Annotated in this window: 17 protein-coding genes, 4 tRNA genes and 1 riboswitch; of the genes, 20 read left to right on the forward strand and 1 reads right to left on the reverse strand. The window is 38.8% G+C overall.

From position 1 onward, the window contains the following. Window positions 1-214: 214 nt before the first annotated feature. From JC2156_RS00395 to rpoC, 9 genes are all read left to right on the forward strand, one after another. A tRNA-Asn gene (locus JC2156_RS00395) sits at window positions 215-287 on the forward strand. A 74-nt stretch (window positions 288-361) separates the two neighbouring features. Next, window positions 362-1,024, forward strand: coding sequence for a hypothetical protein (locus JC2156_RS00400; RefSeq protein ID WP_006844867.1), 663 nt, complete (start codon window positions 362-364; stop codon window positions 1,022-1,024). 73 nt (window positions 1,025-1,097) lie between these two features. Continuing rightward, a tRNA-Leu gene (locus JC2156_RS00405) sits at window positions 1,098-1,180 on the forward strand. Between the two features lie 15 nt (window positions 1,181-1,195). Beyond that, window positions 1,196-1,268, forward strand: a tRNA-Thr gene (locus JC2156_RS00410). A 35-nt stretch (window positions 1,269-1,303) separates the two neighbouring features. Continuing rightward, window positions 1,304-1,377: transfer RNA gene (locus JC2156_RS00415), tRNA-Arg, on the forward strand. A 200-nt stretch (window positions 1,378-1,577) separates the two neighbouring features. Continuing rightward, window positions 1,578-2,060, forward strand: a complete 483-nt coding sequence (locus JC2156_RS00420) for a CtsR family transcriptional regulator (protein WP_006844868.1) — start codon at window positions 1,578-1,580, stop codon at window positions 2,058-2,060. A gap of 2 nt (window positions 2,061-2,062) precedes the next feature. Continuing rightward, window positions 2,063-4,525: an ATP-dependent Clp protease ATP-binding subunit gene (locus JC2156_RS00425; RefSeq protein ID WP_006844869.1), complete on the forward strand. Its 2,463-nt coding sequence runs from the start codon at window positions 2,063-2,065 to the stop codon at window positions 4,523-4,525. 285 nt (window positions 4,526-4,810) lie between these two features. Continuing rightward, complete coding sequence (gene rpoB, locus JC2156_RS00430) at window positions 4,811-8,398, forward strand: DNA-directed RNA polymerase subunit beta (protein ID WP_173677182.1); 3,588 nt, start codon at window positions 4,811-4,813, stop codon at window positions 8,396-8,398. A gap of 62 nt (window positions 8,399-8,460) precedes the next feature. Further along, window positions 8,461-12,108: a DNA-directed RNA polymerase subunit beta' gene (rpoC, locus tag JC2156_RS00435; RefSeq protein WP_006844871.1), complete on the forward strand. Its 3,648-nt coding sequence runs from the start codon at window positions 8,461-8,463 to the stop codon at window positions 12,106-12,108. A gap of 84 nt (window positions 12,109-12,192) precedes the next feature. Here the strand turns inward: rpoC and JC2156_RS00440 are convergent, their stop codons facing one another. Next, the gene (locus JC2156_RS00440) at window positions 12,193-12,678 is read right to left on the reverse strand and encodes a thiol peroxidase (protein ID WP_006844872.1); all 486 of its coding nucleotides are present in this window, start codon (window positions 12,676-12,678) and stop codon (window positions 12,193-12,195) included. A gap of 290 nt (window positions 12,679-12,968) precedes the next feature. Here JC2156_RS00440 and JC2156_RS00445 point away from each other — a divergent pair, with 290 nt between their 5' ends. From JC2156_RS00445 to adhE, 11 genes are all read left to right on the forward strand, one after another. Continuing rightward, entirely contained in the window at window positions 12,969-13,406 is a 438-nt protein-coding gene (locus tag JC2156_RS00445; RefSeq protein ID WP_006844873.1) for a GNAT family N-acetyltransferase, read from the forward strand. Between the two features lie 241 nt (window positions 13,407-13,647). Then, window positions 13,648-14,331 (forward strand): deoxyribose-phosphate aldolase, encoded by a 684-nt coding sequence (deoC, locus tag JC2156_RS00450; protein ID WP_202946778.1) that lies wholly within the window; start codon window positions 13,648-13,650, stop codon window positions 14,329-14,331. A gap of 118 nt (window positions 14,332-14,449) precedes the next feature. Next, window positions 14,450-15,634 carry a phosphopentomutase gene (locus tag JC2156_RS00455; protein ID WP_006844875.1) on the forward strand — a complete coding sequence of 395 codons (1,185 nt, stop codon included), beginning with the start codon at window positions 14,450-14,452 and terminating at the stop codon, window positions 15,632-15,634. An 80-nt stretch (window positions 15,635-15,714) separates the two neighbouring features. Beyond that, complete coding sequence (locus JC2156_RS00460; RefSeq protein WP_006844876.1) at window positions 15,715-17,013, forward strand: pyrimidine-nucleoside phosphorylase; 1,299 nt, start codon at window positions 15,715-15,717, stop codon at window positions 17,011-17,013. Window positions 17,014-17,060: 47 nt separating this feature from the next. Next, complete coding sequence (gene deoD, locus JC2156_RS00465; protein ID WP_006844877.1) at window positions 17,061-17,780, forward strand: purine-nucleoside phosphorylase; 720 nt, start codon at window positions 17,061-17,063, stop codon at window positions 17,778-17,780. A gap of 180 nt (window positions 17,781-17,960) precedes the next feature. Next, window positions 17,961-18,302 carry a hypothetical protein gene (locus tag JC2156_RS00470; RefSeq protein WP_006844878.1) on the forward strand — a complete coding sequence of 114 codons (342 nt, stop codon included), beginning with the start codon at window positions 17,961-17,963 and terminating at the stop codon, window positions 18,300-18,302. Between the two features lie 13 nt (window positions 18,303-18,315). Next, on the forward strand, window positions 18,316-19,134 hold the full coding sequence (locus JC2156_RS00475) for an SPFH domain-containing protein (RefSeq protein ID WP_006844879.1): 819 nt from the start codon (window positions 18,316-18,318) through the stop codon (window positions 19,132-19,134). A 58-nt stretch (window positions 19,135-19,192) separates the two neighbouring features. Then, entirely contained in the window at window positions 19,193-20,104 is a 912-nt protein-coding gene (locus JC2156_RS00480) for a quinone oxidoreductase family protein (protein ID WP_006844880.1), read from the forward strand. A gap of 43 nt (window positions 20,105-20,147) precedes the next feature. Then, a riboswitch (purine riboswitch) is annotated at window positions 20,148-20,244 on the forward strand. 78 nt (window positions 20,245-20,322) lie between these two features. Beyond that, window positions 20,323-20,898: a xanthine phosphoribosyltransferase gene (locus tag JC2156_RS00485; RefSeq protein ID WP_013989582.1), complete on the forward strand. Its 576-nt coding sequence runs from the start codon at window positions 20,323-20,325 to the stop codon at window positions 20,896-20,898. Between the two features lie 140 nt (window positions 20,899-21,038). Beyond that, a complete protein-coding gene (locus tag JC2156_RS00490; RefSeq protein WP_006844882.1) occupies window positions 21,039-22,928 on the forward strand; it encodes a M13-type metalloendopeptidase in 1,890 nt (629 codons plus the stop codon). A gap of 390 nt (window positions 22,929-23,318) precedes the next feature. After that, complete coding sequence (gene adhE, locus JC2156_RS00495; RefSeq protein ID WP_006844884.1) at window positions 23,319-26,021, forward strand: bifunctional acetaldehyde-CoA/alcohol dehydrogenase; 2,703 nt, start codon at window positions 23,319-23,321, stop codon at window positions 26,019-26,021. Window positions 26,022-26,093: the final 72 nt, after the last annotated feature.

The following is a 26,093-nucleotide window of genomic DNA, read 5'->3' on the forward strand; positions in this document are numbered from 1 at the left end:
ACGTGTTATAAAACTCGTTCTTAGATGTCGTATATTAGTTGGATATTTATCTAACTTTTATACGACATTTTTGTTGTTTAAAATTTATTTGTTAATTATAGAAGTATAATTAAAACTAATGTAAAAAACAGTGGATATGAACAAAGAATAATAAGTATTTGACAACGATAAGATAAACCATTAAAATATAAAGTTGTAGCCAGGTTACAATTATTCCGAATTAGCTCAGTTGGTAGAGCACACGACTGTTAATCGTGCTGTCGTCGGTTCGAGCCCGACATTCGGAGTTTAGAATGATTTTATAGAGGGAGGTTGGGATCTTTTTGTCCCGACCTCATTTTTATTTGAAAGGAAATTGGGAATGGTTAAGCAGGGTAAATTCGCACAAGTCAATCAAATGAAACGACAAAAAAATGTTGCCAGAAGACAGTTGGATCATAATAGTAAAACTATTATGAATGATAAAATCGCTGAATTTTTAACAGTCCGATATCATTTGATGAATCAAAAACAACCAGTGTGGGTGATTCAAGAAACTATGCTGCGCTTTTTGAATATCCTAATTGACCAATTTGGAACACAAACAATATGGAATTTAGAGGATGGATTGGAACAAAGCTTTAAAACTATTGGTAATCAAGTTCCTTGGCAGTTTTATTATATTTTAAGTCTTCAAAAAACAAATTTTATGAAATTTTTAAAGCGTGAAGTTCCGGCTGTACCACTAAAAGATCGGCTTATTATGGTGAATGTAAGTTTGCAAACCTTTGATGAAATTGTTACTCAGCATTTAGCTTTGAACTGGTTTGCTGCACAATATCGAAACCAGCCTGAAAAATTGCAACAATTACAAGCCGCTCAGATTAGTGATCTTCAAAAAAGTTTTTTAAATGAAGAAGGGGTTGCTTGGAAGTCTGTTGAGGTGTTATACTTAAATCAAGCTATTGCGAGTGACAAGAGTTCTTTAGATTCACAAACACGTAAATGGATTGCTGCTTTAAAACAAATTGAAATTAATTTATAAAATATCGTTGACACTTTGCAATATAGTTGTTATGATATATAAGTTGTTTCGGTTACTACAGTAAAACATCTATGCGGATGTGGCGGAACTGGCAGACGCGCAGGATTTAGGTTCCTGTGTCCTTGTGACGTGCAGGTTCGATTCCTGTCATCCGCATTTTATATCTATCAAGCCGACTTAGCTCAGTTGGCAGAGCGCTTCACTAGTAATGAAGAGGTCGCTGGTTCGATTCCAGTAGTCGGCATTGGCTTGATAAATATGATAGCCCACAATTATTTTGCACCTATAGCGCAATTGGATAGAGTGTCTGACTACGAATCAGAAGGTTGCAGGTTCGACTCCTGCTAGGTGCATTAATATCTTATTATAAAAGAGATTGGATTTCCAATCTCTTTTATTGTCGTTTTATCTTTTTTTAAGCTTTAAACGTTAGAGTAGGTTAAACTTTTTCAATATTTAGGGTTTTTAATAATTAAAATGTTTGTTTTTTAATTAATTTAAGTCTAAAAATGATAAAATTAAGCTAATTTAAATTAAAAATAAGGAATACGATATGTCTTCTAAGAATATGACGGATATTATTGAAGCGTATTTACTTCAATTGTTGCAAGTTCAATCGGTAATTGAAATTAGAAGAGCCGAATTGGCACAACGTTTTGAAGTGGTACCTTCACAGATTAACTATGTTTTACGAACTCGTTTTTCCACGCACCGCGGTTATTTAGTTGATTCAAAACGGGGTGGGAATGGTTATATTAAAATAACACGCATTGATGAAAACGATCGAGCGTATCAATTAGTGGCGGTTTTAAAGATGATACCATCCCAAATCACGGTACAAGCTAGTCAAGAATTATTACAAATTATTCAAGAGATGCAATTAATGTCCCAGCGTGAAGTTGAACTGATTTCAACATTATTCCGACCAGCAAGTCTGAATCGTGTTAGTGCAGAAGAAGGTGATCAACTGCGGGCGCATTTAATGCGAGAACTCATTGAACGGTTACGGTTTGAAATTATTCAGGAGGTTGAATAAACATGGCAGAAGATTACACACAAAGTGCACAAAATGTATTGAAGTTGGCGCAGGAACAAGCACGCTATTTTCGACACCAAGCGGTAGGCACTGAGCATTTATTATTAGCACTTGTCTTAGAATATGATGGTGTTGCCAGCAACGTTTTACGTTCATTTGATTTATCAATAGAATCTTTGCAAGAAACAGTTGAGGGGTTTATTGGTTATGGAAATGCAAAACGATCTGACTTAGCTTTTCGACCATATTCACCAAAAGCGGCTGAAATTTTAAACTTAGCAGCTCAAGAGGCTCAAAGACTTAATGCCAATCAAATTGGAACAGAACATATCTTGTTGGCCCTATTGGCTGATGAAAGTGTTTTGTCATCAAGAATCTTATTTGAGTTAGAAGTTAATCCAAATGATGTTCGCCGACAAGTGATTCAGATGTTGGGGATTGAAGAAAAGCCACAACGCGATCGACGCCGGAATAAAAATAATGAAGAACAAGGTGGAACTCCAACACTTGATGGGTTAGCACGTGATTTAACGGCACAAGCTAATGCAGGATCAATGGACCCTGTGATTGGTAGGACTGATGAAGTTAAAAGAGTGATCCAAATTTTGGCCCGCCGAACTAAAAATAATCCAGTTTTGATTGGTGAACCAGGTGTTGGTAAGACAGCAATTGCAGAAGGTTTGGCTCAAAAATTGGCCCAAGGTGATGTCCCAGCTGATTTACTTGGTAAGCGTCTGATGATGTTAGATATGGGTTCATTAGTAGCAGGAACAAAATTCCGTGGTGAATTTGAAGATCGTTTGAAAAAGATTATCGAAGAAATTCATCAAGATGGAAAAGTAATTCTGTTTATTGATGAATTACATACGTTAATTGGTGCTGGCGGCGCAGAGGGGGCAATTGATGCTTCTAATATTTTAAAGCCAGCTCTTGCACGTGGTGAACTGCAAACCATTGGGGCCACGACGTTAAATGAATATCAAAAGTATATTGAAACCGATGCCGCTTTGGAACGTCGTTTTGCACAAGTAATGGTCAATGAACCTAGTGAAGCTGATGCAGTGGAGATTTTACGTGGCCTAAAATCACGTTATGAAAGTCATCATCAGGTTGAGATTACAGATGATGCAATAAAAGCAGCAGTAAAGTTATCAAGTCGATACGTCCCAGATCGTTTCTTGCCAGATAAGGCAATTGATTTAATGGATGAAACGGCCGCAAAAGTACGAATTGATCAAATGGGGGTAAAAACTCCTTTGGTTAAGTTAGAAGCTAAGTTGCAAGCGTTACGTACTGAAAAAGATCAAGCTTTAGAAGAGCTTGATTTTGAATTAGCTGCCCAAATTCGTAAGAAAGAAATGACGCAAAAGAAACGACTTGATAACTATCGCCAAGAACAGGCTACGACGGGAAGTGATCGTTTAAAAGTTGAACCAGAGATGATTGCTGAAGTTTTGGCTGAGCAAACAGGAATTCCAGTTCAACAGATGACAAAGAGTGAACAACAAAGACTTTTGAATCTTGAAAAAGAATTGCATGAACGTGTGATTGGTCAAGATGAAGCTATTTCCGCTATCGCTCGTTCAATTCGACGTGCTCGTTCAGGATTGAAAGATCCAAATCGTCCAATTGGAACGTTTATGTTTTTGGGACCAACAGGGGTTGGAAAAACTGAATTGGCAAAAGCATTGGCTGCAACAATGTTTGGCTCAGAAGATAATATGATTCGAGTTGATATGTCTGAATTTATGGAGTCATATTCAACAAGTCGTTTGATTGGATCAGCACCAGGATATGTGGGTTATGATGAAGGCGGACAGTTAACAGAAAAAGTTCGTCGAAATCCATATTCAGTTGTTTTATTAGATGAGGCGGAAAAAGCACATCCTGATATTTATAACTTAATGTTACAAGTCTTTGATGATGGTTATTTGACCGATTCAAAGGGACGTAAGGTTGATTTTAGAAATACAATCATTATTATGACTTCTAATTTGGGAGCGACACGACTCCGTGATGAAAAGTCGGTTGGATTTGGGGCTGATAATAGCTTTGGTAATTTTGAAAAGATGAACAACGTCATGCGGAAGACTTTAAAAGAGACCTTCCGCCCTGAGTTCATCAATCGAATTGATGAAGTGGTGGTCTTCCAATCTTTGGCTGAGTCAGAAGTTCAACAAATTGTTCGCTTGATGGCGGATCAAATGATTAAAAGAATTACCAATCAAGGCTTCAAGGTTAAAATGACGCCCGCAGCAATTTCAGTTGTGGCTAAAGCTGGATTTGATCCAGAATATGGGGCACGACCAATTCGTCGGGCTTTGCAAAACTTAGTTGAAGATCGTTTGAGTGAAGAACTGTTAGCAGGAAAAATTACCGTCAATGATCAGGTAACTTTGGGTGCTAAGAAAGATGAAATTACCATCACTGTTAAACCGATGAAAAAAGAAATGGTTAAAAATTAATAAGATTAAGTTAAATTGCTATCTGGTTTATTGAATTGGATTTGGTATAAGGGTAACAGGTTGAAAAAAACAGTCAAAACTGTTATATTTAGATTAGTTTAACTGTGTATTTAAAAAGTTATTTAGGAAATATTGTCCCCAAATGGCTTTATAGCAAGGATAATAGCGCTTTTGATAAAATAAGCGTTATTATCTTTTTTGCGCTTAAAAATGGGTGAAATACACGATTTGTAACTAAACAGTAATATTTCATTTGGTGCACAGCAGACCAAAATTTAGAGTGAGGTGGAAAACTTGGCAGAACATCATTTAGTTAAGTATGGTAAGCACCGAGTACGTCGTTCGTACGCACGGATTAAAGAAGTCTTGGACTTGCCAAATTTGATTGCAATTCAAAAAGATTCCTATGACTGGTTTATGGATGAAGGATTGAGTGAGATATTTAACGATATTTTGCCAATTGAAGACTATCAAGGTAAGTTAACCCTTGAATTCGTTGACTACAGATTAAAGGATGAAAAATATAGTGTTGAAGAAGCTCGTATGCACGATGCTAATTATTCAGCACCCTTAGAAGTTACGCTTCGTTTAACAAATCATGAAACGGGAGAAATTCAAGAAGATGTTGTCTTCTTTGGTGATTTCCCAAAGATGACGCCAAGTGGAACCTTCATTATTAATGGAGCAGAGCGAGTAATCGTTTCACAACTTGTGCGTTCACCGGGTGTTTATTACAACGTTGAAAATGATAAAAACGGACGTCCTCGTTATGGAACTACTTATATTCCATCACGTGGTGCTTGGTTGGAATATGAAACCGATGCCAAGGGACTTAGCTATGTTCGAATTGACCGAACACGTAAGTTGCCAGTTACTGAATTAGTACGAGCATTGGGTTATGGATCAGACCATGAAGTTTTGCAAATCTTAGGAGATCAATATGATTCAATCAATTTGACTCTTGAAAAAGATGTGCACAAAGTTATGGAAGATTCACGAGTTGAAGAAGCTTTGAAGGACATCTTTGAAAAGTTGCGTCCAGGAGAGCCAACGACGGTTGATGCGTCACGAAATCTTTTGGTTGCTCGTTTCTTTGATCCAAAGCGTTATGATTTGGCTCCAGTTGGTCGTTATAAAATCAACAAAAAGTTGGCTATGGAGAACCGTTTGCTCGGTTTGACTTTGGCAGAAACTTTGGCAGATCCTGAAACTGGTGAAGTAATTGCGCCAAAGGGAACGGTTGTTGATAAGAAGGTCTTAGGACAATTGAAGCCTTATCTTCAAAATCCTGATTTCAAGACTACAACTTATACACCATCTGATGATGCTGTTGTAAACACACCAATGACTTTGCAAACAATTTTGGTAATGGATCCAAATGATCCTGAAAAGAACTTGCCAATTATTGGAAATGGTCAAATTGATCCAAAGGTTCGAACTATACAACCAGCTGATATCATCGCTGGAATGAATTATTTCTTAAACCTTTCATATGGAATTGGAAACGTTGACGATATTGATCACTTGGGAAATCGTCGTATTCGTCGAGTTGGAGAATTGCTCCAAAACACTTTCCGAATCGGTTTGACCCGTATGGAACGTGTTGTTCGTGAACGAATGACTACTTTGGATCCTGAAACAGTGAAGCCACAACAATTGATTAATATTCGTCCAGTGGTTGCTTCAGTTAAGGAATTCTTCGGTTCATCACAACTTTCACAGTTCATGGACCAAACAAATCCTTTGGGTGAATTGACCAACAAGCGTCGTCTATCAGCCCTTGGACCTGGTGGTTTGACTCGTGATCGTGCTGGATATGAAGTTCGAGACGTGCATTATACGCACTATGGTCGAATGGATCCAATCGAAACGCCTGAAGGACCTAACATTGGGTTGATCAATTCTTTGGCAACCTATGGAAAAGTTAATAAATATGGATTTATTGAAACTCCATACCGTCGTGTTTCATGGTCTGATCACAAAGTTACAGACCGTATTGACTTCTTGACGGCCGATGAAGAAGATAATTTCACCGTAGCACAAGGAAACTCAGTTTTGAATGAAGATGGTTCATTCGCTACTGACACTGTTTTGGCTCGTCGTGGGGATGAAAACTTGGAAGTTTCAATTGACCAAGTCGATTACATGGACGTTTCACCTAAACAAATTGTAGCCGTAGCCACTGCTGCGATCCCATTCTTGGAAAACGATGACTCAAATCGTGCCTTGATGGGAGCCAACATGCAACGTCAAGCTGTGCCTTTGATCAAGCCCCATGCTCCATTAATTGGAACTGGAATTGAATATAAGGCCGCCCATGACGCGGGTGTTGCAATGATCGCAAGTAACGCCGGAACAGTTGAATATGTTGATGGTCGCGAAATTCGGATTCGTCGTGAAGATGGTTCACTAGATAACTATAAGTTGATGAAGTTCCGTCGTTCAAACGCCGGAAAGAATTATAACCAACGTCCAATCGTTAGTGTTGGAGATCATGTTGATGTTGATGAAGTTATTGCTGACGGTCCTTCAATGGAACAAGGTGAACTAGCTTTGGGACAAAATCCATTGATCGCCTTTATGACTTGGCAAGGATATAACTTTGAGGATGCCATCATTATTAACGAACGTTTGATTCGTGATGATGTCTATACTTCAATTCACATTGAGGAATATGAATCAGAGGCTCGTGATACAAAACTTGGCCCTGAAGAATTCACACGTGAAATTCCAAATACTGGTGAAGACCAATTGAAGAATTTGGATGAAGATGGAACTATCCGTATTGGAGCTGAAGTAGAAGATGGTGACATCTTGGTTGGAAAAGTTACACCAAAGGGTGTAACAGAACTTTCAGCTGAAGAACGTTTGTTGCATGCCATCTTCGGTGAGAAGGCTCGAGAAGTACGTGATACTTCATTGAAGGTTCCACACGGTGGGGGCGGAGTTGTTCAAGACGTCCGAGTCTTCACACGTGAAAACGGAGATGAATTGGCCCCTGGTGTTAACCGGATGGTTCGTGTTTATATCGCTCAACGTCGTAAGATTCAAGTTGGTGATAAGATGGCCGGTCGTCACGGAAACAAGGGAACAGTTTCAGTAATTGTTCCTTCAGAAGACATGCCATACATGCCAGATGGAACACCAATTGACATTATGTTGTCACCAATGGGTGTGCCTTCACGTATGAACATTGGACAAGTTTTGGAACTTCACTTAGGTATGGCTGCTCGTGAATTGGGTATCCATATTGCTTCACCTGTCTTTGACGGGGCGCGTGACTCAGATATTTGGGAAGCCGTAAAGGAAGCCGGATTACCAGCTGATGGAAAGTCAGTTTTGTATGATGGTCGTACTGGAGAAGCCTTTGATAAGCGTGTTTCTGTTGGAATCATGCATTATATGAAGTTAGCGCACATGTCAGAAGATAAGATCCACGCACGTTCAATCGGCCCTTACTCATTGGTTACACAACAACCTTTGGGTGGTAAGGCTCAATTTGGAGGACAGCGTTTCGGAGAAATGGAAGTTTGGGCCCTTGAAGCTTATGGGGCAGCACATACTTTGCAAGAAATTTTGACTTATAAGTCCGACGACGTTATTGGTCGTGTTAAGACTTATGAAGCTATTGTTAAGGGTGAACAAATTCCTAAGCCTGGAGTGCCAGAATCATTCCGTGTGTTGGTGAAAGAATTACAATCACTTGGTTTGGATATGAAGGTTCTTGATATAAATCATCAAGAAATCGAGTTGCGGGATATGGATGAGGATGACACAGTCGTCAACATTGAAGTTGCAACAGCACAAGCTCAACGTTTAGCAAAGGAATTTGCAGATGAGGGCGACAAAAAAGACGTCCCAGCAGCAGATTAATTTAATAAATAATGAGTTAAACCTCATATGAATATAAGGAATGATTGAAAGGGGTCAAAACATTGATTGATGTCAATAAATTTGAAAGCATGCAAATCGGTTTGGCAAGTCCAGATAAGATTCGTAGCTGGTCTTATGGTGAGGTAAAAAAGCCTGAGACGATCAATTATCGAACACTTAAGCCTGAAAAAGATGGGTTGTTTGATGAGAGAATTTTCGGACCAACTAAGGATTATGAATGTGCTTGTGGTAAATACAAGCGAATTCGTTATAAGGGAATTGTCTGTGATCGATGTGGTGTGGAAGTTACCTCATCAAAGGTTCGTCGCGAACGGATGGGTCACATTGAATTAGCCGCACCAGTTTCACATATCTGGTACTTCAAGGGTATTCCTTCACGTATGGGATTAGTTCTTGATATGTCACCCCGTCAATTGGAAGAAGTAATTTATTTTGCTTCTTACGTTGTAACAGATGGTGGAGATACACCATTAGTTGCTAAGCAATTGTTGTCAGAACGTGAATATCGTGACAATAAAGCTAGTTATGGAAACCGTTTCGAAGCCCAAATGGGAGCCGAAGCAATTCGTACATTGTTACAAAATGCTGATATGGAAGGCGAAGTTGAGCAGTTGAAGGCGGACTTGCGTGAAGCCACTGGTCAAAAGCGTATTCGTGCAGTTCGACGTTTGGATATCATTGAAGCCTTTGTAAAGTCAGGAAACAATCCTGATTGGATGGTTATGGATGTAATTCCAGTTATTCCACCTGATTTGCGTCCTATGGTTCAATTGGAAGGTGGCCGTTTTGCCACATCTGATTTGAATGATTTGTACCGACGGGTTATTAACCGAAATAATCGTTTGAAGCGTTTGTTAGAGTTGAACGCTCCTGGAATTATCGTACAAAACGAAAAGCGTATGTTACAAGAAGCGGTTGATGCCTTGATCGATAACGGTCGTCGTGGTCGTCCCGTAACTGGACCAGGAAATCGTCCATTAAAGTCTTTGTCACATATGCTTAAGGGTAAGCAAGGACGTTTCCGTCAAAACTTGTTGGGAAAGCGTGTTGATTATTCTGGACGTTCAGTTATCGACGTTGGGCCTTTCTTGAAGATGAACCAAATGGGATTGCCAGTTCAAATGGCAATGGAACTTTTCCGTCCATTCATCATGAAAGAATTAGTTTCACGTGAATTAGCTGGCAATATCCGAGCTGCTAAGCGTAAGATTGATCGCAAGGATGAAGACGTTATGGACGTTTTGGAGGACGTGATCAAAGAACATCCTGTTCTTTTGAACCGTGCCCCAACGTTGCACCGTTTGGGAATTCAAGCGTTCGAACCAGTTTTGGTTTCTGGTAAGGCAATGCGTTTGCATCCTTTGGTTACCGAAGCTTATAACGCCGATTTCGACGGGGACCAGATGGCCATTCACTTGCCATTGTCTGATGAAGCTCAAGCTGAAGCTCGTTTGTTGATGCTTGCTGCTGGCCACATCTTGGCACCTAAGGATGGAAAGCCAATCGTTGCCCCATCACAGGACATGGTTATCGGAAACTACTACTTAACGACTGAAGAAGCTGGTCGTGAGGGTGAAGGAATGATCTTTAGTGATCTTAACGAAGCCCAGACTGCTTTGCAAAACAAGTATGTTCACTTGCATACACGAGTGGGAGTTAAAACGTCTTCATTTGATGCTGCTAAGCCATTTACGGATGAACAACGTAGCAAGATTATGGTTACCACTGTTGGTAAGTTAATCTTTAATGATATCTTGCCAGTTGATTTTCCATATTTGAATGAACCGACTGAAGATAACTTGAAGAAAATTGATGATAAGTTCTTCTTGGAACCAGGACAAGATATTCATGAATATATGAATAATACTCCTATCTATGGTGCCTTTAAGAAGGGTTACTTGTCAGATATTATTGCGGAAGTTTACAAGATCTATAAGGTTACAGAAACTTCACTACTATTGGACCGAATGAAGGACTTAGGTTATGCTGAGTCAACTAAGTCTGGTTTGACAGTTGGGGTTGCCGACGTTACCGATTTGAAGGAAAAGCCTGAAATTATTGAAGCAGCCCATGCTAAGGTTGCAACAGTTTCAAAGCAATTCCGTCGTGGTTTGATCACCGATGATGAGCGTTATACGCGTGTTATTGATATTTGGAACAAGGCTAAAGATGATATCACTGAAAAGCTGATTGAACACTTCGAACCAGATAATAACATCTTTATGATGTCAGATTCTGGAGCTCGTGGTAACATTTCTAACTTTACTCAATTGGCTGGAATGCGTGGATTGATGGCTGCTCCTAATGGAAAAATCATGGAATTGCCAATCATTGCCAACTTCCGTGAAGGTCTATCCGTTTTGGAAATGTTCTTCTCAACCCACGGAGCTCGTAAGGGAATGACCGATACGGCTTTGAAGACGGCCGATTCTGGATATTTGACTCGTCGTTTGGTCGACGTGGCCCAAGACGTTATTATTCGTGAATTGGATTGTGATACTGATCGTGGACTTGACGTTTCAGCCATTATGAATGGAAATGAAACTATCGAACCATTGTATGATCGAGTACTTGGTCGTTATGCTCAAAAGACAGTTGTAAACCCTGAAACTGGGGATGTAATTGTTGCACATAACGGTTTGATCGATGAAAATATCGCCAAGGCAATTGATGCTGCAGGTGTTAAGACGGTTAATATTCGTTCAGCCTTTACTTGTAATACTGAACACGGTGTCTGTGTTCACTGTTATGGACGTAACATGGCTACTGGTGATGTGGTTGAAATTGGTGAAGCCGTTGGTACGGTTGCTGCCCAATCAATCGGAGAACCTGGTACTCAATTGACAATGCGTACTTTCCACACAGGTGGAGTTGCCGGTGATGATATCACTCAGGGACTTCCTCGTGTGCAAGAAATCTTTGAAGCTCGTAACCCTAAGGGACAAGCTCAAATTTCTGAAGTATCAGGAATTATCGAATCAATTGAAGAAAATCCAGCTGATCGGACTAAGGAAGTTACTATTAAGGGCGAGACTGATACTCGTACTTATACTCTTCCAATGTCTGCACGTATGAAGTTTGCTGAAGGTGATCACATTCACCGTGGAAACACAATTAGTGAAGGATCAGCTGATCCAAAGGAAATTATCAAAGTTCGTGATACGATGGCAACGGAAAACTATATTGTTGAACAAATTCAACAAGTTTACCGGATGCAGGGAGTTGAAATTGGTGATAAGCACATCGAAGTTATGGCACGTCAAATGTTGCGTAAGGTTCGTGTGATGGATCCAGGAGCAACTGAATTGTTGCCAGGAACTTTGCTTGATATCGCTCAATTCCGTGAGGCTAATGAGCCTGTTTTGAAGTCTGGTAAGTTACCAGCAACAGCTCGTCCAGTTTTGTTAGGAATTACGAAGGCCTCATTGGAGACCAATTCATTCCTTTCAGCGGCTTCCTTCCAAGAAACAACACGTGTCTTAACTGATGCTGCTATTCGTGGAAAGAATGATCCTTTGATCGGATTGAAAGAGAACGTTATTATTGGTAAGCTAATCCCAGCGGGAACTGGAATGCCAGAATATCGTTCAGTAAAACCAAAGCTTGATGCTGATCCAGTTGTTTCAACAACTGAAGAAGGGGCAAGTATTCCTTCAATTTCAGATATTGAAAATTCAATGAATTTGTAAGAATTAAATTTGGTTAATAAAAAAGCCGAGACATTTTGTCTCGGCTTTTTTTGTTTAAATAATTTTAATTCACATTGTATTTTTTTAGATATTTTTAAGTGCCTCAGTATAATTCGGTTCTTGTCCTTGATCATGTAAGATCTCTGAGTATTTAACCGTTCCATTGGGGTTAATAATCCAGACTGAACGTAAATCTAATTTTAATTCTGGAACATATAGCCCCATCGCGTCGCCAAAATCATGGGCAACATCAGATAGCATTTTCATATTTTCAACATTTTCGGCGGCACACCAATTTGACTGCTCTTCCACAGTATTAGTTGAAATAGTTACGAAGTTAACATTAGGATGTTGATCAACAGTTTCATTGAAATGCTTAGTTTGTAAGCTGCAGACGGAAGTATTGATATTAGGAACAACGCTAATTAATAAAGGTTTATCAATTAATAAATCTTGGGCTGAGATAGTTTGATTTTTGGCATCTACGACACTAAAAGTTGGAAGCTTCATACCCAGTTTAGGTTGATTTCCAGGGACTGTTACGGGTTCACCGTTAAAACTAAAAGTCATAAAATTTATCCTCCATTGATCCTGTGTTAAAAAGTAACGGAATGTATATGTCCATCATACGTTAAAATAATAAATTCAACAAATATCTAATGGGTCATAGTATAATCGATAAAAATATATTTTGATATAAATAAAATGTATTTTTGAACTTTTTAAAGATGAAATTGATTAATATTTAGGCATAATAAAGTAAAAATTAAAGTTGCTAAAGGTCTAATTAATGTCAAAAAATTATAATGGTACATATTATTAATTTAATAAAAAAGCGAAATAAAGAAAGAGGATTTCAAATGATAATTAAAAGTGGGATCGGTGCGAGTCAAGTTAATATGGACGCACTCTTAATTCGCGATATAGTTTTTATTGGTGAACAAGGAATTGATCCAGAGTTAGAACACGATCAAACTGACTATGAGCGAATTCATTATGTGGGTTATTTGGATCAACAGCCTGTCGTTACTGGTCGGGTTAATGCCACTGATCAAACTTGGCATTTGGAACGGGTTGCTACTTTAAAGGACTATCGAGGGCAAGGAATGGCTAAAAATTTATTAGAATTTATTCTTAAAGAAGCCATGAATCAAAAGATCAAACTGGTTGAATTAGATGCACAAATGCCTGCGAAACCATTTTATGCTAAATTAGGTTTTGAAGCATTTGGTGTGCCATTTTATGAAGCTGGATTAGAACATATCAAAATGCAAAAGAAATTAAAAATATCGTTATAAACGTTCAAGAACCAGGACAATTTTGTTCTGGTTTTTTAATATCTATTATTTTTAATATAAAAAAACACAATTGGTTGTAAAACCTATTAAGGCATGCTAAAATATCAAATGTAAGCGTTTACAATTAACAAAAAATAAACGTCTGCGGGTTGGTAGTGAAGTGGCGAGGAGACTACCAGTGCTAGGGATTTGGGCATTCCTAAAAATAAAAATATTTTTTTGAAAGGTCGATATTATCATGATGTCACTAACAAAGCACGAATTAGCAAAATATATGGATCACACTCTTTTGAAAGCTGACGCGACAAAAAAAGAGATCCAAGCCATTGTTGATGAGGCAAAGGAGTACGATTTTGCCTCAATCTGCGTGAACCCATATTGGGTTGCCTACGGAGCAGAAAAATTGAAGGATACAACAGTTAACGTATGTACAGTAATTGGATTTTCTTTGGGAGCTAATACTACGGCCGTTAAGGTTGCCGAAACTATTGATGCCATTGAAAATGGTGCTACTGAAGTTGATATGGTGATCAATATTGGTGAACTTAAAGGCGGAAATGATGCCATGGTTACAGATGAAATTGCCCAATTGGCTAAGGCAGCTCATGATCGTGGTGCTATCTTAAAGGTTATCATCGAGACTGCTTTATTGACAGAAAAAGAGATTATTCGGGCATCCGAAGCAACTGTTAAAGGTGGAGCTGACTTTGTAAAGACTTCAACTGGCTTCTCAACAGCTGGTGCGAAATTAAAAGATGTTAAATTAATGCGTGAGACAGTGGGACCTAACTTTGGTGTGAAGGCTTCTGGTGGAATTCACTCGCGCCAGGAGGCGGATGACATGATCTTAGCTGGTGCTACGCGCTTAGGTGTTTCTGCATCAGTAGCTATTATGAATGATGAAATTTCAAAAAGTAACTATTAAAATTTAATTCGAAAATTGTGATGATAAGTTGCGATTATAAACGAAGGTAGTTATGCACCTGGATACTAATCGTGTCGAGGTGTTTTTTTGATCGTTATTTTAGAAATGGGGTAGAAACATGTATAAGCGTATCTTTGGAATTGTTTTAGATTCAATCGGAATTGGAAGTGCTGCTGATGCTGCTAAGTATGGAGATGATGGATCAGATACTTTGGGGCATATTGGTGAATATTTTAAAGGTGATTGGGCTTTACCCAACTTACAAAGAATTGGTTTGGGAAATATTAGAACCGAGAATCAGATTAAAGGGATTGAACCAATTGATTCCCCGGTAGGATATTATGGAAAAATGACGGAAATGTCAGCCGGTAAGGATTCATTAGATGGTCATTGGGAAATGATGGGTCTTCCGATGATGTACGAATTAAGTACTTATCCAAATGGTTTCCCTAAGGATTTATTGGATAAAATTGGTGCGTTTGCTGGACGTAAAATTATTGCGAAAGGTCCGTATTCTGGAACTGAAGTTATCAAAGATTATGGGGAGGAAGCTGTAAAGGATGAGGCTTTGATTATTTATACTTCAGCAGACCCTGTGATGCAGATTGCTGCCCATGAAGATGTAATATCGGTGGAAGAACTTTATAAGATTTGTGAATACGCACGCTCATTGGTAAACAAAGCGCCAAATATTATTGGTCGAATTATTGCACGTCCGTTTATTGGACATAATGCTAATGACTTTAAGCGAACGTCCAATCGACATGATTTTGCATTGGCACCGACTGGGATGACCGATTTAGTGCGGCTCCAAGTTGCAGGACAAAAGGTAATTGGAATTGGAAAAATCAATGATATTTTCTCGGGTCAAGGAATTGATGAGGGATATCATAATGAGTCTAATCGTGATGGAATGGATCATGTGGATAAAGTTATTCAACAGGATTTCACAGGTTTCGCATTTACCAACTTAGTAGATTTTGATACTTTATATGGGCATCGTCGTGACCCTGAAGGTATGGGTAAAGAATTGATGCAGTTTGACCAACGTTTGGGACAAGTAATGTCAGCGCTGAAACCCGATGATCTTCTGTTAATTACTGCTGATCATGGAAATGATCCAGGTTTTAAAGGATCTGATCATACACGAGAACAAGTGCCAGTTTTGGCATATTCACCAAGTATGGAATCTCACGGATCATTAGGTGTCAGATCAACTTTTGCTGATTTTGGAGCAACTATTTTAGACAACTTCAAGCTTGATAATCAGGTAGGAACTAGCTTTTTAAACGAATTAAAATAAATTAAATTACGAATATAAGTTTAAGTTTATTTATTTTTGGGATTCAAAAAGCTTCATATAAACAGGTTGAGGTGATAGTGATGACAATGTTAGAAACTTTGATGAAAAAGCGAAATAATGAAGAATTAACATCAAATGAAATCGAGACAATGATTCAAGATTTTACAGCCGGTAAGATTCCAGACTATCAAATATCAGCCTTTCTTATGGCTACTTATTTTACGGGAATGACTATTCCAGAATTGACTAATTTAACGATGGCAATGATGCATTCAGGGGATGTTTTAGATTTGAGCACTATTGAAGGCATTAAAGTTGATAAGCATTCCACTGGAGGTGTGGGCGATAAGGTGAGTTTACCATTAGCACCGATGTTGGCTGCATTGGGAATTAAAGTTCCCATGATTTCTGGTCGTGGATTGGGTCATACTGGTGGGACTTTGGACAAGTTGGAAGCTATTCCTGGTTATCAGGTTGAAATTAGTGAAGATGAATTTAAAGCTCAAATTGATAAGGTAGGAACTGCAATTATTGGAGCAACGGGAAACATTGCACCAGCTGATAAGAAAATGTACGCCCTACGAGATGTGACCGCAACCGTTGACTCAATTCCTTTGATTGCTGCTTCAATTATGTCGAAGAAATTGGCTACCGGGAATAATGCTCTAGTTTTAGACGTTAAAACTGGATCTGGAGCATTTATGAAGGAACAGGATCAAGCAGAAGCTTTAGCCCAAATCATGGTTAAAATTGGCAAAGAAGCTGGAATGCAGATGCAAGCAGTGATTTCCGATATGAACCAACCTTTGGGGAATAAAATTGGTAATACTCTGGAAATTGAGGAAACTTTGGATACATTAAAAGGGCAAGGACCTAAGGATTTGTTGGAAGTGACCCTCACCTTAGCCGCACCCATGGTAGTAATGGCTCAAAAAGCGGATGATGAAGTAACGGCTCGTGAAATGTTGATGAGAACAATTGAAGATGGTTCAGCTCTAGTCAAGTTTGGTGAAATGATTACTGCGCAAGGTGGAGATAATCGAGTCCTAGGAAATTATAATTTGATGCCTCACGCTAAATTTGAAGTTGAATTGACTGCTCCAAGGAACGGATATCTTAGCCGTTTAGATGCTGATGCTGTTGGAATAGCTTCGATGCAACTTGGCGGTGGCCGAACTAAAAAAGATGATGTTTTAGATTATGGGGTTGGCATTACACTTCATAAGAAATTGGGTGATGCAGTTACTGAGGGTGAAAGCTTGATGACCATTGCCACGGAAAAAGAAGATATAACTGAAATTATGGATTATTTACAGGAACATCTGGTTGTAGGTGATGCAGTTAAGGTTCCGACGTTAATTCATAAAATTATTAAATAAAAAATAACTAAATTGATATCAAGTAAACCGAAAGTGAGAAACTAATTATGGCAACTCCACACAATGAAGCAAAGATGGGCGACTACGCCGAAACAGTCCTATTACCAGGTGACCCTTTACGGGCTAAGTATATTGCAGAAACTTTCTTAGAAGACGTGGTACAGGTCAATGGAGTTCGGGGAGCACTAGGCTTTACGGGTAAATATAAGGGTCACCGTATTTCAGTCCAAGGTTCTGGGATAGGAATTCCATCAATGTCAATTTATATCAATGAGTTGGTTAAAGAGTATGGTGTTAAAACTATTATGCGTGTTGGTTCTTTTGGAGGTATGGCCCCTGAATTAAAATTGGGTGATGTTGTTTTGGCCTCCGGTGGTTCAACTGATTCATCAGTAATTGCAAACACTTTTGGCCCAGGAATTTATTATTCAACGTTGCCGGATTTTGGATTACTAGATACGGCTTACCATACCGCCAAAGATTTAGATATTCCAGTGACGGTTGGAAATATATTTGCAGCTGACCGTTTTTACAATGATGAAATTGATATGCAAAAGTTGACTAATTATGGAATCTTAGGGACAGAAATGGAAGTTGCTGGTTTATATCTATTGGGAGCCAAGCTAAATATTAAGACCTTAGACATTTTAACTTGTTCAGATCATGTCTTCCGCGGCGAAGCACTGTCATCGGAAGAACGACAAAATTCATTTGCAAATATGATGAAAGTGGCTTTGGAAACAGCTGTTAAGAATGATGAAGCATAATTAAAATGTTGGAATACGTTATTTTGTTTAAACGGCTGGGTATCGATAAAATGCGGTACTTGGTCGTTTTTAATCAAAAAATAAGGCCTAAATTATTGGTTAATTGATGAAATAATTGGTTAATTGAACAAATTTTAGCATGGTATACTGAATTTAAGATGGCAATGTAGGGGAAATGCAATGACAGAAATGATGTTAAAGCTACCGGATGAAATTTATCAACAAATTAAGGCTGATGCAAAAAGTCAGCATTTGGCACCTGAAGATTATGTTGTAAATATATTGAAAGAAACAATGGCCGCTAAATTTGAGGATACTTTTGAGGCCCGCCAGTTTCAAGCCAAACGGATACCTGGGCGCAAATTTAATCGAGAGCATGAGTTGGTTTTAGTTGATGGTATTAACTATCGTTATCGGTTGGCTGATGGAAATACAATTAATTCTACATCCGATTATATGGTAATCGGGGCTAAAGGGAATGTTTTAATAATTAAGCAAGTGGGAACTAGTCAAACTAGTTAGAATGGAGTCATTAATGCCTTTTGGAATTAAGATCGTACCGCAAAACAATGTAGGCTTACGAGAGAATTTAGGAAAATACAGCGTCACGGTTGATTCTGGGATTCAATTTTACGTACCGATTTTTCAAAAAATTCGGCGTGTTAGCATGGCAATGAGCCCTTTAAGATTGCCAAACTATTCTGTGATAACAAAAGATAATGCAGATGTTTCTGCCAGTGTTACCTTGAATTATCATGTGACTGATGCGGTTAAGTACATGTATGAGAATACAGATTCTGTAGAATCAATGGCTCAATTGGTTCGGGGACATCTGCGCGATATCATTGGAAGAATGGAATTGAATGAAGCATTGGGATCCACAGCGCTCATCAATCAAGAATTAAGTATTGCGATTGGTGACTTAACTAATACTTATGGCATTAATGTGGATCGAATTAATATTGATGAATTAACTCCATCACGAGCCATTCAAGAAGCGATGGATAAACAATTAACGGCTGATCGAGAACGGGTTGCTGCAATTGCTGCTGCCGAAGGGCAAGCTCGTTCTATTGATTTAACGACCAAGGCAAAAAATGATGCTTTGATGTCGACAGCTAAGGCAGAGGCTGACGCAACTAAAACACGGGCTGATGCTGAAAAATATAGAATTGATACTATTCAAGAAGCTTTGAAAAGCGCCGATCAAAAATATTTTCAAAATCAGTCCATTGAAGCTTTTAAGACTTTGGGCGAAAACCCTGCTAATACGGTAGTGGTTCCCAGTGATCAAGCTCACGAATATGGACAAATTCCGGTGATTGGTAAGTTGTTAAAAGATCAATTAAATTAGTAACTATAATAATTAAATCATTTAAAAATGACCGTTTTAAGGTGAAAGGAGCTTTATAATGAAAGCAATTCAGATTGAACAATTTGGTGATGTCGATGAAATGAAAATGCAAGATGTCGATATTCCTGTTCTGGGCAAGCAACAAATTTTAGTACAAAATAATGCAGTGGCAATTGATCCATATGATATTAAATACGTCATGGGAGAATATGGGCCTAATGATACTTGGCCAGTCATTCCTGGATCTAGTGTAGCGGGAACTGTGATGGAATTTGGTGCTGAGGTAACCGATTTTAACCTTGGGGATCGAGTAGTTGCAACTCGACATTTAAAAACTTATGCAGAAATGGTTCCAGTAGCACAATCAGCCTTAGCGAAAATACCTGATGAAATTTCAGATGAGATAGCCGTGGCGGCTGCTTTAGGGGCTGCAACAGGATATCAAATGATTATGGAAAAACTAGCGGTGCAAGCCGGTGAACGAGTTTTGATTCACGGTGGGGCAGGTCAAGTCGGTGCTATGGCGATTCAAGTAGCTTTACTACAAGGCGCACAAGTTGTTGCGACAGCTAGTCCTGATGATTTTGAGTTTGTGCGTAGTTTAGGGGTAGAGGAAGTTTTAGATTATCATAAACTGAGTTGGGAATCATTAGCACCGTTTGATGTCATCTTAGATCCCATTGGTGGTCAGATGACTGAAAAGTCCGTTAAAGTGTTAAAGATGCATGGACGTTTGAAAACTTTAGGTATGATCCCAGAAACATTACAAAGTGGAGCCGATGTTGAGTCCGTTTATGCAGATATTAAACGGCCTACGTTGGAACGAGTTTTAGCTTTATTGGCGAAGAAGCAGGTTGAAATTCGTTTGGGGGATGTTCTGCCCTTTACGGAAAAAAATATTAGGCAAGCTCACGTGGTCGGACGACAACATACTTTGCATGGAAAAACAGTTTTAAAGTTTACAGAGTAAATTAAGGTTGCTTAATTGTTGATTTTAATTTATATTGTATTAATCAGATTAATAAACTTAACCTAGTATAATCGTTGGAGAATGGCTAACGAGATCTACCTGCACCTAAGCTGCGGACTACTAGTTTTAAGGGATGAGTCCATTCAATTATGGGCTCATTTTTTTATTTTAAATTAAATCCGGATATTAACGCATATGAAATTAGAGGAGTTGGATTAATGAAGTTATTAGAAGAACGAATTAAGCAAGATGGTCGTGTCATTGGGACGGAAGTCCTCAAAGTAGATAATTTTTTGAACCATCAAGTTGATCCTGCCTTAATGGAAGCTATGGGACAAGAATTTGCTCGTTTATTTAAAGATGAAAAAATTGATCGCATTTTAACGGTTGAATCATCTGGGATTGCACCGGCAGTCTTTACCGCATTAGCCTTAAATGTTCCGATGGTTTTTGCTCGTAAGAAGCAGTCACTAACTTTAACGGATGATAATTATGTTGCTGATGTATATTCGTTTACGAAACAAGAAACTAATCATATTATCGTTGATAAGCGCTTTATTCAAGCGGGTGAACGGATTCTATTGATTGATGACTTTTTAGCAAATGGTCAGGCGGTCCAAGGAATGTTAGAAATTGCTAAGGCTGCCCAAGCCGAAGTAGTTGGGGCGGGAATTGTCATTGAAAAGACCTTCCAAAAAGGAAGAGCGCTCTTGAATGAGCAAGGGCTTAAAGTCGAGTCTCTTGCACGGATTCAGGCTTTTGAAGATGGTAAAGTTATCTTTGCTGAGGCATAGCTTAGATTAAAAACCATATACTAGATGATATAAAAAAACGACGTACTTGGGGCTTTTTTATTAGCTGTAAAAGGGTCGTTTTTTATTTACTGTAAAGAGCGTATAATTTGACATACAGTTTGGATAGAAAAGGTGAAAAAATGCGAAAACAAGATGATTTTTATGCAGCAATTAATGGTACATGGGAAGAACAAGCTGAAATTCCAGCTGACAAGCCCCGAACAGGAGGGTTTAATGATCTTAGTGATGCAATTGAGGAGCTAATGTTAGCAACCTCTGATCAATGGCAAGCTGGTGAAAATTTACCAGATGATGTCGTTTTAAGAAATTTCATTAAATTACATCATTTAACTACTGATCAAGCTCGGCGTAATGAAGTGGGATTAGCTCCAGTTAAAGACATTCTTCAACAAATTTCGGCGCTGAATTCTTTTGATGAATATACCCAAAATATTGCACGTTTTGAAAAACTAGCTTGGCCAAATGCCATGCCATTTGGGATCGCACCTGATTTTAAAGATGCTCGGACCAATGTTTTATGGGCTGATGCACTGGGAACGATTTTACCTGACACAACTTATTATGAACCTGGGCATGAAAAAGGGGCGGAACTATTAGCTGCTTATCGTGAAACCACATTACCAATTTTAATGAAGTTTGGTTACACAGAAACCGAAGCCCAAACCTTATTGGATCAAAATATTGCTTTGGATGCTCGGATTGCCAAATATGTATTATCAAATGAAGAAAATGCTGAATATGCCAAGTTATATCATCCTTATCAATGGGATCAATTTAAGGCTTTGGTACCGAATTTGCCTTTAGCAGATTTTATGCAGGAAATGATTGGAAGCCAACCGGATCAGATTATTGTGCCAGAGGAACGTTTCTGGCAAAATGCTGATCAGTTCTATTCTGAAGAAGCTTGGCCATTATTGAAAGCACACTTATTGATTGATGCAATGCTGGACTATACTAGCGTCTTGACCGATGAAATGCGTATCATGGGTGGCGCCTATGGCCGTATTATTAGTGGGACACCTGAACCTAGTTCAACTAAAAAGGCAGCTTATTATTTGGCAGCAGGACCATACAGTCAAGCACTGGGATTATGGTATGCTCAAAATAAATTCTCGTCAGATGCTAAAAAAGACGTAGAATTGAAAGTTTCCACAATGATTGATGTATATAAGGAACGTTTGGAGAATAATAGTTGGTTAGCAGAACAGACGCGTCAAAAAGCCATCAAGAAGTTAGATACGATTGTGGCACATATTGGTTATCCAAATGAATTACCACAACGTTACTATGATAAGGTGATTGATGAAAACAAGAGTTTGTTTGATAATTTCCAAACTTTGAGTGAACAATCAATTCAATATGAATGGGCTAAATGGAATCAACCTGTCGACCGAACGGAATGGCATATGCCAGCCCATATGGTTAACGCTTATTATGATCCCCAACAAAATCAAATTGTCTTTCCAGCAGCTATTTTACAAGCGCCATTTTATGATCTAAAACAAAGTTCATCAGCCAATTATGGCGGAATTGGGGCAGTTATTGCCCATGAAATTTCGCATGCTTTTGACACTAATGGAGCGTCATTTGATGAAAATGGAAGTTTAAATAATTGGTGGTTGCCTGAAGATTATGCTGCCTTTGAAGAACGAACCCAAGCGGTAATTGATCAATTTGATGGTTTGGAATCATATGGGGTTAAAGTTAATGGTAAATTGACTGTTTCAGAAAATGTTGCTGACTTAGGTGGTTTATCTGCAGCATTAGCAGCTGCAAAACGAGATGCTGATTTTTCAGCTAAATCATTTTTCATAAATTGGGCTACTATTTGGCGGATGAAAGCACGTCCTGAATTTATGCAGATGATGGCTAGCGTCGATGTACACGGACCTGCCAAATTGCGGGTTAATGTACAAGTTGCTAATTTTGATGAGTTCTTTCAAACTTTCGATGTAGAGAAGGAAGATCAGATGTGGCGAGATCCAGCGCAACGAATTCAAATTTGGTAAAAATAAAAAGGCTAAGGCAATATGACCTTAGCTTTTTTTGTAGGGGTTAACCTCAAAGAAGGCCTACGATGGTCAATTATGTTTGGGTAAAATATTTAAAAATTTGAACTAGATGTCCAAATTAATTTAAATATACGAATTTTATTTATCTACTTTATGAATTTTATTTCACAAAGTTTAAAAAATAACGAGTGGGTGAAAATGTTAATGAAAGCGCTATCAAATTAAAACGTTTCACAAATTCTACTTCTAATCCTTATTTAATCAGCACTTTGCGTTGATTATCATGCTGAATTGGTGTTGACAAAAAGATTATACTTGATATAATTAACATTGTTAATAAATACACAAACGAAAATAAATAAGCAAACATATATGGGAGAAGTTAACATGGCTGAAACAAAAGCACCGAAAAAAGCAAAAAAAGTCTTAACACCCGAAGAAAAAGCAGCGCGTATGGACGCCGCTGTTAAAATGACTGGGGAATTAGTTGAAAAGGCCCAGAAAGCTGCAGTAGAGTTTTCAACATATACGCAAGAACAAGTTGATAAAATTGTTGCTGCGATGGCCTTAGCTGGTTCAGAAAATTCATTGCTACTAGCTCACGAAGCTGTTGAAGAGACAGGCCGTGGAGTAGTGGAAGACAAGGATACTAAGAATCGCTTCGCCTCAGAGTCAGTTTATAATGCAATCAAGAATGACAAGACTGTTGGTGTCATCAATGAAGATCGTGTAACTGGTAAAGTTGAATTAGCTGCTCCACTTGGGGTTTTAGCTGGAATCGTTCCTACGACTAATCCAACTGCAACATCAATTTTCAAATCAATGTTGACAGCAAAGACTCGTAATACGATTGTTTTCGCTTTCCATCCACAAGCTCAAAAGTCTTCAGCACATGCAGCTAAAATCGTTTATGATGCTGCCGTTGCTGCTGGAGCGCCAGAAAACTTCATTCAATGGATTGAAAAGCCTTCACTTGAAGGAACTACTGCTTTGATTAAGAATCCAGGAATTGCCTCAATTTTGGCTACTGGTGGTCCTTCAATGGTTCACGCAGCCTTGACTTCAGGTAACCCATCAATGGGTGTTGGAGCCGGTAACGGAGCTGTTTATATTGATGCAACTGCTGATGTTAAGCGGGCTGTTGAAGACTTGTTGTTGTCAAAGCGTTTTGACAACGGAATGATCTGTGCTACTGAAAACTCAGTTGTTGTTGCTAAGGAAGTTTATCCTGCCTTCATGAAGCAAATGCAAGAGCAAGGTGCTTACTTGGTACCTGCTAAGGATCACGAAAAGCTAGCTGAAGGAGTCTTCGTCAAGAATGCTTCTGGTTACGGGGTTCAAGGTCCAGTTGCTGGAATGTCTGGTCAAAACATCGCTAAGCGCGCAGAGATCAAGGTTCCTGCTGACAAAGATGTTTTGATGTTTGAACTTGATAAGAAAAATATCGGTGAGGCCTTATCATCAGAAAAGCTTAGCCCATTATTGTCAGTTTACCAAGCTGGTTCACGTGAAGAAGGAATTGAAATTGTTCGCGCATTATTGAACTACCAAGGTGCTGGACATAACGCTGCTATCCAAATTGGGGCGCAAGATGACCCATTTGTAAAGCAGTATGCTGACGCTGTTGAAGCATCACGAATTTTGGTTAACCAACCAGATTCAATTGGTGGTGTTGGAGATATCTATACTGATGCTTTGCGTCCATCATTGACGCTTGGTACTGGATCATGGGGGAAGAATTCATTGTCACACAATCTTTCAACTTACGATTTGCTAAATATCAAGACGGTTGCCCGTCGTCGTAATCGTCCACAATGGGTTCGCTTGCCTAAGGATATTTACTACGAATCAAACTCAATTACTTACTTACAAGACTTAGAAAACGTTTCACGTGCCTTTATTGTTGCTGATCCTGGAATGGTTCAATTTGGCTTTGTAGATAAGATCTTAGACCAATTTAATTTAAGTGCTACACCAGTGAAGACGTCATTGTATGGAACAGTACGCCCTGACCCAACTATCAGCCAAGCCGTTGATATTGCTCGTCAAATGGCAGCCTTTAAGCCAGATACTGTGATTGCATTAGGTGGAGGATCAGCTTTGGATGCCGGTAAGATTGCTCGCTTCTTGTACGAGTATTCAGTTTCTCACCCAGGCATCTTGGAAGATGATCAAGCTTTGATGTCATTGTTTGGAAAGTTGCAACAAAAGTTTATGGATATCCGTAAGCGAATTGTTAAGTTTGAACAAGCTAGTTCAACCCAATTAGTTGCTATTCCAACAACATCAGGAACTGGATCAGAAGTGACACCATTCGCAGTCATTACGGATGATGAAACTCACGTTAAGTATCCTTTGGCTGACTATGAATTGACACCACAAGTTGCGATTGTTGATCCAGAATTTGTTATGACGGTGCCAAAGCGTACAGTTGCTTATTCAGGAATGGATGCATTGTCACACGCACTGGAATCATACGTTTCAGTAATGTCTTCAGAATTCACTCGCCCATGGGCTTTGCAAGCAATTAAGTTAGTCTTTGAAAACTTAGTTACATCATACAATTATGATCCAAGTCACCCAACACTTGAAGGGCGTGAAGCTCGTACTAAGATGCACTACGCCTCAACTTTGGCTGGTCAATCATTTGCGAATGCTTTCCTTGGAGTAAATCATTCACTTGCTCACAAGACTGGTGGAGAATTCGGTTTGCCACACGGATTGGCTATCACAATTGCAATGCCACATGTTATTAAGTTTAATGCGGTGACTGGTAACGTTAAGCGTACACCATTCCCACGTTATGAAACTTATACAGCCCAAAAGGACTATGCTGATATTGCTCGTTACCTTGGTTTGAAGGGACAAACTGATGCCGAATTGGTTGATGCTTTGTTAGCTGAAATCAAGAAATTGACTGATGCATTGGATATTGATGTTACTTTGTCAGGTAACGGAGTTTCTAAGAAAGACTTAGAAGGATCAGTTGATAAGTTAATGGATTTGGTTTACAACGACCAATGTACTCCAGGAAATCCTCGTCAACCACGTTTGGAAGAAATTCGTCAACTTTTGATGGATCAATTCTAATCAAATAAGAATCAAAAAATGCTAAAAAGCTCATATAAGGAACTGATTAAATAATCGCATTTTACCAATTTG

The sequence above is a fragment of the Weissella koreensis KCTC 3621 genome (genome assembly GCF_000277645.1).